Source organism: Clostridium tarantellae, from assembly GCF_009295725.1.
In the GTDB taxonomy this organism is placed as follows: domain Bacteria; phylum Bacillota; class Clostridia; order Clostridiales; family Clostridiaceae; genus Sarcina; species Sarcina tarantellae.
Genome location: NZ_WHJC01000005.1, coordinates 26970 through 41588 on the forward strand (window position 1 = coordinate 26970; position 14619 = coordinate 41588).

13 protein-coding genes and 1 other annotated feature are annotated in these 14619 nt (G+C 33.1%); all 13 genes read left to right on the forward strand.

From position 1 onward, the window contains the following. Positions 1–41: 41 nt before the first annotated feature. Positions 42–266, forward strand: coding sequence for a preprotein translocase subunit SecE (gene secE, locus GBZ86_RS01145; protein WP_152886942.1), 225 nt, complete (start codon positions 42–44; stop codon positions 264–266). A gap of 38 nt (positions 267–304) precedes the next feature. Then, the gene (nusG, locus tag GBZ86_RS01150; protein WP_152886944.1) at positions 305–826 is read left to right on the forward strand and encodes a transcription termination/antitermination protein NusG; all 522 of its coding nucleotides are present in this window, start codon (positions 305–307) and stop codon (positions 824–826) included. A gap of 70 nt (positions 827–896) precedes the next feature. Next, on the forward strand, positions 897–1322 hold the full coding sequence (gene rplK, locus GBZ86_RS01155; RefSeq protein ID WP_152886946.1) for a 50S ribosomal protein L11: 426 nt from the start codon (positions 897–899) through the stop codon (positions 1320–1322). Between the two features lie 61 nt (positions 1323–1383). Next, positions 1384–2073 (forward strand): 50S ribosomal protein L1, encoded by a 690-nt coding sequence (gene rplA / locus GBZ86_RS01160; protein ID WP_152886948.1) that lies wholly within the window; start codon positions 1384–1386, stop codon positions 2071–2073. A gap of 60 nt (positions 2074–2133) precedes the next feature. After that, positions 2134–2260, forward strand: a sequence feature (ribosomal protein L10 leader region). A 31-nt stretch (positions 2261–2291) separates the two neighbouring features. Next, on the forward strand, positions 2292–2795 hold the full coding sequence (gene rplJ, locus GBZ86_RS01165) for a 50S ribosomal protein L10 (RefSeq protein ID WP_327443500.1): 504 nt from the start codon (positions 2292–2294) through the stop codon (positions 2793–2795). Between the two features lie 56 nt (positions 2796–2851). Beyond that, on the forward strand, positions 2852–3214 hold the full coding sequence (gene rplL, locus GBZ86_RS01170; RefSeq protein ID WP_152886952.1) for a 50S ribosomal protein L7/L12: 363 nt from the start codon (positions 2852–2854) through the stop codon (positions 3212–3214). Positions 3215–3502: 288 nt separating this feature from the next. Continuing rightward, positions 3503–7192, forward strand: coding sequence for a DNA-directed RNA polymerase subunit beta (gene rpoB, locus GBZ86_RS01175; protein ID WP_152886955.1), 3690 nt, complete (start codon positions 3503–3505; stop codon positions 7190–7192). 77 nt (positions 7193–7269) lie between these two features. Next, positions 7270–10806: a DNA-directed RNA polymerase subunit beta' gene (rpoC, locus tag GBZ86_RS01180; protein ID WP_152886957.1), complete on the forward strand. Its 3537-nt coding sequence runs from the start codon at positions 7270–7272 to the stop codon at positions 10804–10806. Positions 10807–10930: 124 nt separating this feature from the next. Further along, positions 10931–11170, forward strand: a complete 240-nt coding sequence (locus tag GBZ86_RS01185) for a ribosomal L7Ae/L30e/S12e/Gadd45 family protein (RefSeq protein WP_152886959.1) — start codon at positions 10931–10933, stop codon at positions 11168–11170. Between the two features lie 61 nt (positions 11171–11231). Continuing rightward, positions 11232–11609, forward strand: coding sequence for a 30S ribosomal protein S12 (gene rpsL / locus GBZ86_RS01190; RefSeq protein ID WP_055260258.1), 378 nt, complete (start codon positions 11232–11234; stop codon positions 11607–11609). A gap of 156 nt (positions 11610–11765) precedes the next feature. Then, a complete protein-coding gene (gene rpsG, locus GBZ86_RS01195; RefSeq protein WP_327443512.1) occupies positions 11766–12236 on the forward strand; it encodes a 30S ribosomal protein S7 in 471 nt (156 codons plus the stop codon). 80 nt (positions 12237–12316) lie between these two features. Then, positions 12317–14383 carry an elongation factor G gene (gene fusA / locus GBZ86_RS01200; RefSeq protein WP_152886961.1) on the forward strand — a complete coding sequence of 689 codons (2067 nt, stop codon included), beginning with the start codon at positions 12317–12319 and terminating at the stop codon, positions 14381–14383. Between the two features lie 91 nt (positions 14384–14474). After that, on the forward strand, positions 14475–14619 hold a 145-nt coding region (locus GBZ86_RS01205), incomplete at its 3' end, for a GTP-binding protein (RefSeq protein ID WP_234885102.1).

Genomic DNA, 14619 nt, shown 5'->3' on the forward strand with positions numbered 1-14619 from the left:
ATTAAATTTGAACACATAAATGGTGTTAAGGATGTGAATTTATGACAGCAAAACAAAATGTTAAAGAGTCTAAAAGAAGATTTAGTTTAACAAGATTTTTTAGAGAGGTTAAGGCAGAAGTTAAAAGAATAACTTGGCCTTCTAAAGAAGACACTAAGAAAGCTGTATTAGCTGTATTTGTATTTGCTATAGCTTTCATATTACTAGTAGGTAGCATGGACTTTATTTTTAAAAACCTCTTTGATTTAGTGTTTGGACTTAAATAATATAAGGGAGGTTTGGTGAAATAATCACCAGATAGAATATGAGTGAAAGAGCTAGATGGTACGTTGTACACACTTATTCTGGATATGAAAACAAAGTAAAAGCTAATATTGAAAAAACTATAGAAAATAGAAATCTTCATTCTTTGATTCTAGATATTCAAGTTCCTATGGAAGAATGTACAGAAGAGAAAGATGGTAAGGTTAAAACTACTTTGAAGAAAAAATTTCCAGGGTATGTTTTAGTTAACATGTTAATGACAGATGATTCCTGGTATGTAGTAAGAAATACTAGAGGAGTTACTGGATTCGTTGGACCAGGATCTAAACCTGTTCCACTTACCGATGAAGAGGTGGAATCTATGGGAGTAATGCAGACTTTTGTAGATGTAGACTTGGAGGTAGGAGAAACAATAAATATAATTTCAGGTGCTTTAAGTGGCTTTAGTGCAACAGTACAAGAAATTACTGCAGATAAACATAAGGTTAAAGCCTTAGTTGATATGTTCGGAAGAGAGACTCTTGCTGAACTAGATTTTAATCAAATAGAAAAATTAGATTAATCAGACTAACGTCTTAATTAAGTGGGAGGGCGTAAGTCCGAAAATACCACAGTATAGGAGGAACAAACTCATGGCTAAGAAAGTAACAGGAATGATAAAACTTCAACTTCCTGCAGGGAAAGCAACACCAGCACCACCAGTAGGACCAGCTTTAGGTCAACATGGTGTAAATATAATGGGATTCTGTAAAGAGTTCAATGCAAAAACTGCTAATCAAGCAGGATTAATAATACCGGTTGTAATAACTGTATATCAAGATAGATCATTCAGCTTTATATTAAAAACTCCACCAGCTGCAGTTCTTATAAAGAAAGAATTAGGAATCGAAAGTGGTTCAGGAGTTCCAAATAGAACTAAAGTTGGAAGTATAACTAAAGAGCAAGTTAGAAAAATTGCTGAATTAAAAATGCCTGACTTAAATGCAGCTTCAATTGAAAGTGCAATGAGCATGATAGAAGGAACTGCTAGAAGTATGGGAGTTACTGTAGTAGAATAATTTATTCACACAAAACGGTGGGAGGTAAAAACCGCTAATACCACGAAGGAGGATTATATTCATGGGAAAGAAATATGTTGAAAGTGCAAAATTAATAGATAGAAATGCATTATATACTCCAGCAGAAGCTTTAGAGCTTGCTGTTAAAACTGCAAAAGCTAAATTTGATGAAACTATTGAATTACATGTAAGATTAGGGGTTGACCCAAGACATGCTGATCAACAAGTTAGAGGAGCAGTAGTTCTTCCACACGGAACTGGTAAAACTGTTAAAGTTTTAGTATTTGCTAAAGGTGAAAAAGCTAAAGAGGCTGAAGCAGCAGGAGCAGATTTCGTTGGAGCTGATGAATTAGTTCAAAAGATCCAAGGAGAAAATTGGTTTGACTATGATGTAGTTGTTGCTACTCCAGATATGATGGGAGTAGTTGGAAGATTAGGTAGGGTATTAGGACCAAAGGGATTAATGCCAAACCCAAAATCAGGAACAGTTACATTTGATGTAGCTAAAGCTATAGCTGATATTAAAGCTGGTAAAGTTGAGTATAGAGTTGATAAAACTGCTATAGTTCACTGTCCAATCGGAAAGAAATCTTTTGGAGTTGAAAAGTTAAGTGATAACTTCAAAACTTTAATGGATGCTTTAGTAAAAGCTAAGCCAGCAGCAGCTAAAGGACAATACATTAAATCAGTTTCAGTTTCAGCTACTATGGGACCTGGAGCAAAAGTTAACCCAACTAAAGTTTTAGATTAATTTTAATTTAATAAAATAGTTGACATAACTTAAGTGAAGTGATAAAATATCACTTGTTGAAAAAAGCAAATAAAGTTTCCGTAGACAGTAGGTGCAAAAGCATAACGTAAATCAACCTACCGAGGTTCAATACATTGTATGTAATGAGTCTTCCTATGTCTACGGGAAGACTTTTCTTAATATATGAAGCAGTTTTAAACTGTGAGGAGGTGGACACAGTGAATAAAAACAGACAATTAAAAGAAGCTAAGGTTGCAGAAATCAGAGAGAAGTTAGAGAAAGCTCAATCTGTTATACTTGCAAGCTATCAAGGATTAACTGTTGAACAAGATACTAAGTTAAGAAAAAGCTTAAGAGAAGCAGGTGTTGAGTACAAAGTTTACAAAAACACATTAGTTACTCTAGCTGCTAAAGAATTAGGACACGAAGGAATAGTTCCATTTTTAGAAGGTCCAGTTTCAATAGCATTTGGATACGAGGATGCTACAGCTGCTGCAAGAATCCTTAACGATTTCGCTAAGGAAAATAAAAAGCTTGAGTTAAAAGCAGGTATCGTTGATGGAGAAATATTTGATGCTGAAAAAGTTAAACAACTTGCATCAATTCCTTCAAGAGAAGTGTTACTTGCACAACTTCTTGGAAGCTTCCAAGCTCCAGTATCAAATTTTGCATACTTATTAAGTGCAATAGCAGACAAGAAAGAATCAGAATCTGCTGAATAAAATAAAATAAAATAAATAATTAATTAAATAGGAAAGAAAATTCGGAGGTGCTAATCATGACAAAAGAGCAAATTATAGAAGCTATAAAAGGTATGACTGTTTTAGAATTAAACGAGTTAGTTAAGGCTTGTGAAGAGGAGTTTGGTGTAAGCGCTGCTGCTCCAGTAGCTGTTGTTGGAGCTGCTGCAGGTGCTGCTGCTGAAGAAAAAACTGAATTTGATGTAGTATTAGCTAGCGCTGGTGCTAACAAAATAAAAGTTATCAAAGTTGTTAGAGAGTTAACTGGATTAGGCTTAAAAGAAGCTAAAGAAATAGTTGACGGAGCTCCTAAAACATTAAAAGAAGCTGTTTCTAAAGAAGAAGCTGAAGAAATCAAAGCTAAATTATCTGAAGTTGGAGCAGAAGTAGAAGTTAAATAATTAACTTTTAAAATAGGAGAGGTACTTTTTAAGTGCCTCTTTTTTTCACGAAAGAGTTAAAGAACGTTAAGATTTAAAGCTTTATAGCGTGTTGACAATATGTTAACTGTATGATAGTATAAATAAATGTACTATTAAGTGATAGTATTTTTTTAATATGTATTTTTATGTATAGTACAGTAAAAACTGGTTATACTAAAAAGATGATATTGTATGCAATCCGAAAGCATAGGTCCTTAGGGAAATTATGTTTTTGGTTATTTTAGTTTATACAAGGGGTGAAAGTTGATGGTACATCCTGTCCAAGTTGGAAAAAGAACGAGAATGAGTTTTGGAAAAGTAAAAGAAGTAGCAGAAATGCCAAATTTAATTGAAGTACAATTAGATTCTTATAATTGGTTTCTAAAAGAAGGGCTCCATGAAGTTTTTGATGATATAAATCCTATATCAAACTTTACTGGAAATCTTGTGCTTGAATTCGTAGGTTATACTCTAGATATGGAAAACACAAAATATTCAGTTGAAGAGTGTAAAGAAAGAGATGCTACTTATGCTGCACCATTAAAAGTAGCAGTAAGATTACAAAACAAAGAGACTGGTGAAATTAAGGAACAAGAGGTATTTATGGGAGATTTCCCATTAATGACAGAGCAAGGAACTTTTATAATTAACGGTGCCGAAAGAGTTATTGTTTCCCAGTTAGTAAGATCACCAGGAGTTTATTACAATTATAATGTAGACAAAACTGGTAAAAAGCTGTTCTCAGCAACAGTAATACCTAATAGAGGTGCATGGTTAGAATATGAAACAGATTCTAATGATGTTATTTATGTAAGAATAGATAAAACAAGAAAACTTCCTATAAGTATTCTTGGTAGAGCTATGGGATTTGGTAGTGACCAAGAATTGTTAGACTATTTTGGTGAAGAAGAAAGATTCAAAGCTACAATAGAGAAAGATAATACTAAGACTAAGGAAGAAGCACTATTAGAAATCTATAAAAGATTAAGACCGGGTGAGCCACCTACTGTTGATAGTGCTATTTCATTAATTGATTCTCTATTCTTTGATGCTAAGAGATATGATTTATCAAGAGTTGGAAGATATAAATTTAATAAAAAATTAGCTTTGAATTTAAGAATAGCTAATCAAATAGCAGCTGAAGATATAATTGATTCTGAAACAGGTGAAGTTTTAGTAGTTAAAGGTGAAAAAATTTCAAGAGTTAAAGCAGAAGAAATTCAAAATAAAGGTATAAATTCAGTTGATGTTGTTGTTGAAGACAGAGTAATAAGAGTTATAGGAAATCACTTTGTAGATATACATAAGTGTGTGAATTTTGATTTATCAGATTTAAATATAAGAGAATTAGTTCACTATCCTACATTAAAAGAAATTTTAGATAATTACTCAGATGAAGCAACTATAAAAGAAGAAATTAAAAAGAACATAACAAGACTTATACCAAAGCATATAATCAGAGATGATATATTTGCAACTATAAGTTATCAAATTGGGTTAGCATATTCCATAGGATATGTAGATGACATAGATCACTTAGGAAATAGAAGATTAAGAAGTGTTGGAGAACTTTTACAAAATCAATTTAGAATTGGTTTATCAAGAATGGAAAGAGTAGTTAAAGAAAGAATGACTATTCAAGACCAAGAAACTATAACTCCACAACAATTAATTAATATAAGACCAGTTGCTGCATCTATAAAAGAGTTTTTCGGAAGTTCTCAATTATCACAGTTTATGGATCAAACAAATCCATTATCAGAGTTGACTCACAAGAGAAGATTATCAGCTCTTGGACCTGGAGGGCTTTCAAGAGAAAGAGCTGGTTTCGAAGTAAGAGATGTTCACCATTCACATTATGGTAGAATGTGTCCTATAGAAACACCAGAGGGACCGAACATAGGTCTTATTAACTCATTAGCAACTTATGCTAGGGTTAATGAGTATGGATTTATTGAAACTCCATATAGAGTAGTAGATAAAGAAGCTGGAATAGCGACAAAAGAAATAAGATATTTTACTGCAGATGAAGAAGATCAATATCTAGTAGCTCAGGCTAATGAGCCATTAGATGAAGAAGGTCGTTTTATAGATAAAAAGGTTACTGTAAGAGCTAAAGGAGAAGTATTAGTTATACCAAAAGAAGATGTTGACTTAATAGATGTTTCTCCAAGACAATTAGTATCTGTTGCAACAGCTATGATACCATTTTTAGAGAATGACGACGCATCAAGAGCTCTAATGGGATCAAACATGCAACGTCAGGCAGTTCCTTTATTAAAACCACAGGCACCTATAGTTGGAACCGGAATTGAGTATAAAGCTGCAGTAGATTCAGGAGTTTTACCAAAAGCTAAAAATGATGGTGCTGTAACTTATGTAAGTGCTAATGAAATAAGAGTTAAAAGAGATTTAGATGGTGGTACAGATACTTATAGACTTCTTAAGTTTAAGAGAAGTAACCAAGGAACATGTATAAATCAAAGACCTATAGTGTCTAAAGGTGAAAAAGTTACTAAAGGTCAAGTATTATCTGATGGACCATCTACTGATTTAGGAGAAATAGCTTTAGGAAAGAATATAAGAATAGGATTCATTACTTGGGAAGGTTATAACTATGAGGATGCTATGCTAATTTCAGAAGAATTAGTAAGAGAAGATGTATTTACTTCAATCCATATAGAAGAGTATGAATGTGAAGCTAGAGATACTAAGTTAGGACCTGAAGAGATAACTAGAGATATTCCTAATGTAAGTGAAGATACTTTAAAGGATATAGATGAAAGAGGAATAATAAGAATTGGAGCAGAGGTAAGATCTGGAGATGTTCTTGTTGGAAAAGTTACACCAAAAGGTGAAACTGAATTAACAGCAGAAGAAAGACTACTTAGAGCTATATTTGGTGAAAAAGCTAGAGAAGTTAGAGATACATCATTAAGAGTACCACATGGAGAAGCTGGTATAATAGTTGATGTAAAAGTCTTTACAAGAGAGAATGGAGATGACTTACCTCCAGGAGTAAATGAACTTGTAAGATGTTATATTGCTCAAAAGAGAAAGATATCAGTTGGAGATAAAATGGCAGGACGTCATGGTAATAAAGGGGTTATCTCAAGAGTTTTACCAGAAGAAGATATGCCATTCTTACCTGATGGAAGACCACTTCAAATCTGCTTAAATCCTTTAGGAGTTCCATCACGTATGAATATTGGTCAGGTATTAGAAGTTCACTTAGGTTGGGCAGCTAGTGCTTTAGGGTGGCATATAGCTACACCAGTATTTGATGGTGCAACTGAAGAAGATATAGAGAAATGTTTAGAAGATGCTGGCTATAATGCAAATGGAAAAACAGTTTTAAGAGATGGTAGAACTGGTGAAGAGTTTGATAATACTGTAACAGTTGGTATTATGTATATTTTAAAACTTGCTCACTTAGTTGATGATAAAATTCATGCTAGATCAACTGGTCCTTACTCTTTAGTTACACAACAGCCATTGGGAGGAAAAGCTCAATTTGGTGGTCAGAGATTTGGAGAGATGGAAGTTTGGGCATTAGAAGCATATGGAGCAGCTCATACACTTCAAGAAATTCTTACAGTTAAATCAGATGACGTTGTTGGTAGAGTTAAGACTTATGAAGCAATTGTTAAAGGTGAAAATATTCCTGAACCAGGAGTTCCTGAATCATTTAAAGTTCTTATAAAAGAACTTCAAGCATTATGTTTAGATGTTAAGGTATTAAATGATGATAAGGAAGAAGTTAAGTTAAAAGAGTTTGTTGAAGAAGAGATAGAAGATTTAGATGTTAACATAGAGGGAACAGAAGAAGTGTTACCTAAAACATCAGAAGAAAATAATGCATATATTCCAGTAGAAGAAGTAGAAGAAGAAATAGATTATGATAATCTTGACTTAGAAGATCTTACTGGCGATTTAGAATTAGATGATTTTAACTAAACAATACAATATCCCCCACTTATTAAGTGGGGGAATCTTTAAGAACAAACATTAAATTATGAAGGGAGGACACACCCTTGTTTGAGTTAAATAATTTTGATGCTTTACAAATAGGGCTAGCATCTCCAGCACAAATTAGAGAGTGGTCTAGAGGAGAAGTTAAGAAACCTGAAACTATAAATTATAGAACATTAAAGCCTGAAAGAGATGGTCTATTCTGTGAAAGAATATTTGGACCAATGAAAGACTGGGAATGTCACTGTGGTAAATATAAGAGAGTAAGATACAAAGGAATAGTTTGTGATAGATGTGGTGTTGAAGTAACTAAATCTAAAGTTAGAAGAGAGAGAATGGCACACATAGAATTAGCTGCACCAGTATCTCATATTTGGTATTTTAAAGGTATTCCTTCAAGAATGGGATTAATTCTTGATATGTCACCTAGAGCTTTAGAAAAAGTTTTATACTTTGCTTCTTATATAGTTATAGATCCTAAAGAAACTTCTTTATTAAAGAAGCAACTTCTTAATGAAAAAGAATATAGAGAAGCATGTGATAAATTTGGTGAAGGTAGCTTTATTGCAGGAATGGGAGCGGAAGCTATTCAAACATTATTATCTGAAATTGATTTAGAAAGAGGTTCAGTAGAGCTTAAAGAAGATTTAAAACAAAGTACTGGTCAAAAGAAAGTAAGAATAATAAGAAGATTAGAAGTTGTAGAATCATTCAGAAAATCAGGTAATAAACCTGAATGGATGATTGTTGATGTTATTCCAGTTATACCGCCAGATTTAAGACCAATGGTTCAATTAGATGGTGGAAGATTTGCAACATCTGATTTAAATGATTTATATAGAAGAGTTATAAATAGAAATAATAGACTTAAAAAATTATTAGATCTTGGAGCGCCTGATATAATAGTAAGAAATGAAAAAAGAATGCTTCAAGAAGCTGTAGATGCATTAATTGATAATGGTAGAAGAGGAAGACCAGTAACAGGTCCAGGAAATAGACCACTTAAATCATTATCAGATATGCTTAAAGGTAAGCAAGGTAGATTTAGACAAAACCTTCTTGGTAAAAGGGTTGATTATTCTGGTAGATCTGTTATAGTTGTTGGACCAGAATTAAAAATGTATCAATGTGGTTTACCTAAGGAAATGGCATTAGAGTTATTCAAGCCTTTTGTAATGAAAAAATTAGTTGAAGATGGAATAGCTCATAATATAAAGAGTGCTAAGAGAATGGTAGAAAGAGTAATGCCTCAAGTATGGGATGTACTTGAAGAAGTTATTGCAGATCATCCAGTTCTTCTTAATAGAGCACCTACTTTACACAGATTAGGAATTCAAGCATTCCAACCAATTTTAGTTGAAGGTAGAGCTATAAAGCTTCATCCGCTTGTTTGTACAGCATACAATGCAGATTTCGATGGAGACCAAATGGCAGTTCACGTTCCTTTATCAGTGGAAGCACAAGCAGAAGCAAGATTTTTAATGCTAGCTGCAGGTAATATATTAAAGCCTTCAGATGGTAAGCCAGTTTGTGTACCTACGCAGGATATGATTTTAGGATCATATTATCTAACAATGGATAAAGATAATGCTAGAGGAGAAGGTAGAAGCTTTTCATCATTAGATGAAGCTATAATGGCTTATCAGTTAAAAGAAATAGATATTCATGCTAAGATTAATGTGAAAGTTAAAAGAAAAATTAATGGAGAAGTAAAATCAGGTATAATAAAAACTACTCCAGGTTTAATAATTTTTAATGAAGCTATACCACAAGATTTAGGATTTATAGATAGAGAAAATCCTGAAGATTTATTTAAATTAGAGATAGATTTCTTAATAACTAAAAAGTCATTAGGAAAAATAATAGATAAATGTTATTTAAAGCATGGTCCTACAAAAACATCTATAATGCTTGATAATATAAAGGCTACAGGATATCATTATTCTTCTATTGGAGCTGTAACAGTAGCAGCATCTGATATGATAGTTCCTCAAAAGAAATATGAATTATTAAAAGATGCAGATGAAACAGTAGATAAAATAGAAAAAATGTATAGAAGAGGTCTTATATCTGAAGAAGAAAGATATGAAAGAGTTATAGAAAAGTGGACTGATACTACTGAAGAAGTTGCGAATACGCTTATGAATAGTTTGGATAAATTCAATCCTATATTCATGATGGCTGATTCGGGAGCCAGAGGTTCTAAATCACAGATTAAACAGTTAGCAGGTATGAGAGGTCTGATGGCAAGTCCATCAGGAAAGATTATCGAATTACCAATTAGAGCTTCATTTAGAGAGGGTCTAGATGTACTTGAGTACTTTATATCAACTCATGGAGCTAGAAAAGGTAATGCAGATACAGCTCTTAAAACTGCAGATTCAGGATACTTAACAAGAAGACTTGTTGATGTAAGCCAAGATGTTATAGTTAGACAAGAAGATTGTGGAACTAAAGACGGTTTATATGTTTCAGAAATAAAAGAAGGAAATGAAACTATAGAAGGATTAGCAGAAAGATTAACAGGAAGATATACAGCAGAAGATGTTTTGCATCCAAAAACTGGTGAAGTTTTAGCATCTAGAGACACATATATGGATTCTATGTTAGCTGAAAAAATAACTAATACAGGTATTAAGAAAGTTAAAATAAGATCAGTATTTACATGTGCTTCTAAAATTGGTGTATGTTCAAAATGTTATGGTATGAACATGGCAACAGCTCATAAAATAAATATAGGTGAAGCAGTTGGTATAGTAGCAGCACAGTCAATAGGAGAACCAGGAACACAGCTTACAATGAGAACATTCCATACAGGTGGAGTTGTTGGAGCAGATATAACTCAAGGTCTTCCAAGGGTTGAAGAGTTATTTGAAGCAAGAAAACCAAAAGGATTAGCAATAGTAAGTGAAATTGCTGGTACTGTTAAAGTGGAAGAAACTAAAAAGAAAAGAACAGTTTATGTAATGTCAGGAACTGGTGAAGAATATAGTTATGATATACCATTTGGATCAAGATTAAAGGTTCATGATGGTGATATAATAGAAGCTGGAGATGAAATTACAGAAGGTTCAGTTAATCCACATGATATAATGAATATTAAAGGTGTAGATGGAGCAAGAGAATATTTACTTTCAGAAGTTCAAAAAGTTTATAGACTTCAAGGGGTTGATATTAACGATAAGCACTTAGAAGTTGTAGTAAGACAAATGACTAGAAAGATAAAAGTTTCAGAATCAGGAGATACTGATTTATTACCAGGTGTAATGATTGATATTTTTGATTTTGAAGAAGAAAATTCTAGGGTTGAAGCTTTTGGAGGAGAAAAAGCAACTGGAGAAGCAGTTCTTTTAGGTATAACAAAAGCAGCTCTTGCAACTGATAGTTTCTTATCAGCAGCATCATTCCAAGAGACTACAAGAGTTCTTACTGATGCAGCTATTAAAGGAAAAGTTGATCCACTTGTTGGTTTAAAAGAAAATGTTATTATTGGTAAGTTAATTCCAGCAGGTACAGGAATGTTAAGATATAGATCAGTTAAACTTAACACAGAAAGCGATATTGTTGAAAAAGAAACAGCAAATGCTTTAGAAGAATAAAAAAATTAAATTTTAAATTTATTGACAGTAATAGTCTTAAATGATAAAATACAGTTTGTGTGATTTAACAAAGTACTAAGGGATTAACTTGTCTACATGATTATTCATATCAAGGAGGGATCTCATGATAGACAGACTTTTAGGAAAAAAAGTTATTGGGATAAAACAATCTAGTAAAGCTATTAAAAATGGTGAAGGTATTTGTTTATATGTAGCTAAAGATGCAGATGAAAAATTAGTTTTACCATTAATAAAAATAGCGGAAGAAAGTGGAATGCCAGTAAAATATGTTGAAACAATGAAAATATTAGGATCAATGTGTGGTATTGAAGTAAAAGCTGCCACAGCATTAGTACTAGAATAAGATTGTTAACATCTAATAATTAATATAGATAGTTAAATAAAATTTATCAGGAGGTGAAAGTATGCCAACTATAAGCCAATTAGTAAGAAAAGGCAGAAAGACAGTAGCATCAAAATCAACTGCGCCAGCACTTAAAGAGTGTCCACAAAAAAGAGGAGTTTGTACAGTAGTTAAAACAACAACTCCAAAGAAACCTAACTCAGCGTTAAGAAAAATTGCAAGAGTAAGATTAACAAATGGATACGAAGTAACAGCTTACATTCCTGGTGTAGGTCACAACTTACAAGAGCATAGCGTTGTTCTTATAAGAGGTGGAAGAGTTAAGGACCTTCCTGGTGTTAGATACCATATAGTAAGAGGAGCTTTAGACTCAGCTGGAGTAGCTAACAGAATGCAAGGAAGATCAAAGTACGGTGCTAAGAAACCAAAGCAAAAGTAATAGTTGCTTAAACTTAGTTTAAGTGCTGTGTCTTCAAATTTAAATAGATTATTTTAAGTTTATATAGATTTATGAAGCAAGCACTTTGCGACAAAAATAGTAAGTTATGTCGAGTACCGATGAACTTAAACTAAAATTGTTAAGGAGGGAAGAAAAGTGCCAAGAAAAGGACATATTGCAAAAAGAGATGTATTACCAGATCCAGTTTACGGTTCAAAAGTTGTTACTAAATTAATAAACAACGTAATGGAAGATGGTAAAAAAGGAGTAGCTCAAAAAATATGCTACGATGCTTTCCAAATAATTCAAGATAAAACAGGTAAAGAGCCTATAGAAGTATTTGAAGAAGCTATGAATAATGTAATGCCTTTATTAGAAGTTAAAGCTAGAAGAATAGGTGGAGCTAACTACCAAGTACCAATCGAAGTTAGAGCAGAGAGAAGACAGACTCTAGGTCTTAGATGGATTCTTATGGCAGCTTCAAAAAGAGGCGAAAAGTATATGAGAGAAAGATTAGCAGCAGAATTAATGGATGCAGCTAATAATACTGGAGCAGCTGTTAAGAAGAGAGAAGATACTCATAAAATGGCTGAAGCTAATAAAGCATTTGCTCATTACAGATACTAATAATATTCAAAACTGTTTTGGCTTGCCAAAGCAGTTTTGTCGAATTTAAAAAACTATTATGTTGAGAGGAGGAAATTAAAATGGCTAGAAAATATCCATTAGAGAAATTCCGTAATTTTGGAATAATGGCTCATATAGATGCTGGTAAAACAACAACTACTGAGCGTATATTATTCTATACTGGTAGAAGTCATAAAATAGGAGAAGTTCATGAAGGTGCAGCTACAATGGACTGGATGGTTCAAGAACAAGAGAGAGGTATAACAATTACTTCAGCTGCAACAACTTGTTTCTGGCATGATTATGAATTAAACATAATTGATACTCCAGGGCACGTAGATTTCACTGTTGAGGTTGAGAGATCATTAAGAGTTCTTGACGGAGCAGTAACAGTTCTTGACGCTAAAAGTGGTGTTGAACCACAAACTGAAACTGTTTGGAGACAGGCAGATAAATATGGTGTTCCAAGAATGATATATGTAAATAAAATGGATGCTACAGGTGCTGATTTCTTCAGATGTATAAATACTGTAAGAGATAGATTAAAAGCAAATGCAGTTCCGATTCAAATTCCAGTAGGAGCAGAAGATCAATTCAAAGGAATGATTGATCTTATGACAAATAAAGCTATAATGTTCTATGATGATTTAGGAAAAGATGTTAGAGTTGAAGAAATTCCAGCAGATTTAGCAGATCAAGCAGAAGAATATAGATCAGCTATGATTGAAGCAATTGCTGAAACTGATGAAGAATTAATGATGAAATACTTAGAAGGTGAAGAATTAACTCTTGAAGAGTTAAAAGTTGCTTTAAGAAAAGCTACAATAGCTAATGAAATAGTACCATGTATATGTGGTTCATCATATAAAAATAAAGGTGTTCAACAAATGATTGATGGTGTTGTTGATTTCTTACCATCACCATTAGATATACCTGCAGTTAAAGGTACAACTTTAGAGGGAGAAGAAGCATCAAGAGAAGCTTCAGACTCAGCTCCAATGGCAGCTTTAGCATTCAAGATTGCTACAGATCCATTTGTTGGAAAATTAGCCTTTACAAGAGTTTATTCAGGAATTATGCAAAGTGGTTCATATGTGTTAAACTCAACTAAAGGTAAAAAAGAAAGAATTGGTAGACTAGTTAAAATGCATGCTAACACTAGAGAAGAAGTTCAAGAGTTAGAAGCAGGAGAATTAGGAGCTGTAATTGGATTAAAGAATACAACTACAGGTGATACTTTATGTTGTGATAATGACCCAATAGTTCTTGAGTCAATGGAATTTCCAGAGCCAGTTATATCTGTAGCTATAGAGCCAAAGACAAAAGCTGGTCAAGAGAAGATGGGATTAGCTTTAGCTAAGTTAGCAGAAGAAGATCCAACATTCAAAACATTTACTGATCAAGAAACAGGTCAAACAATAATAGCTGGTATGGGTGAGCTTCACTTAGAAATCATTGTTGATAGATTAACAAGAGAATTCAAAGTTGAGTGTAACGTTGGTGCACCACAAGTTGCTTACAAAGAGACTATCAGATCAGCAGTTAAAGCTGAAGCTAAGTATGCTAAACAGTCAGGTGGTAAAGGTCAATATGGACATTGTGTTATTGAAATGGAACCAACTGAAGGTGAATATGTATTTGAAAATGCAGTTGTTGGAGGAGCTATTCCAAGAGAATATATTCCAGCTGTTGATAATGGAATTCAAGAAGCATCAAAAAATGGTATAATTGCTGGATATCCAGTTATAAACTTCAAAGTTAAGTTAGTTCATGGATCATACCATGAGGTTGACTCATCTGAGATGGCATTTAAAATTGCTGGATCTATGGCATTTAAAAATGCTATGCAAAAAGCAAGTCCAGTATTATTAGAGCCTGCAATGAAAGTTGAAGTTACAGTTCCTGAAGAATATATGGGAGATGTAATGGGAGACATTAACTCAAGAAGAGGTAGAATAGAAGGAATGGAAGCTGTAAATGGTGCACAAGTAATTAGAGCTTTCGTACCACTATCAGAAATGTTTGGTTATGCAACAACTTTAAGATCAAGAACTCAAGGTAGAGGAACATATTCAATGGTATTTGACCATTATGAAGAAGTTCCAAAGAGCATTCAAGAGAAAGTTGCTGGAGAAAGAAAAAAATAGTATGTTAAAGAAAGCATAAGCTTTTCTTATACATAATTATATAGAAAAAACATTTATTTATAATATTTACAAAATAAGGGAGGAATTTACAATGTCAAAGGCAAAATTTGAAAGAAGTAAACCACACGTTAACATTGGAACAATCGGTCACGTAGACCATGGTAAGACAACATTAACAGCAGCTATAACAACAGTTTTAGCAAATAGAGGATTCGCTGAAGCATTTAACTATGCAG

Bases quoted from the DNA above. Each gene is read 5' to 3' on its own strand.
- secE (WP_152886942.1), top strand. From the start codon at position 42: ATGACAGCAAAACAAAATGTTAAAGAGTCTAAAAGAAGATTTAGTTTA.
- nusG (WP_152886944.1), top strand. From the start codon at position 305: ATGAGTGAAAGAGCTAGATGGTACGTTGTACACACTTATTCTGGATAT.
- rplK (WP_152886946.1), top strand. From the start codon at position 897: ATGGCTAAGAAAGTAACAGGAATGATAAAACTTCAACTTCCTGCAGGG.
- rplA (WP_152886948.1), top strand. From the start codon at position 1,384: ATGGGAAAGAAATATGTTGAAAGTGCAAAATTAATAGATAGAAATGCA.
- rplL (WP_152886952.1), top strand. From the start codon at position 2,852: ATGACAAAAGAGCAAATTATAGAAGCTATAAAAGGTATGACTGTTTTA.
- rpoB (WP_152886955.1), top strand. From the start codon at position 3,503: ATGGTACATCCTGTCCAAGTTGGAAAAAGAACGAGAATGAGTTTTGGA.
- GBZ86_RS01185 (WP_152886959.1), top strand. From the start codon at position 10,931: ATGATAGACAGACTTTTAGGAAAAAAAGTTATTGGGATAAAACAATCT.
- rpsL (WP_055260258.1), top strand. From the start codon at position 11,232: ATGCCAACTATAAGCCAATTAGTAAGAAAAGGCAGAAAGACAGTAGCA.
- fusA (WP_152886961.1), top strand. From the start codon at position 12,317: ATGGCTAGAAAATATCCATTAGAGAAATTCCGTAATTTTGGAATAATG.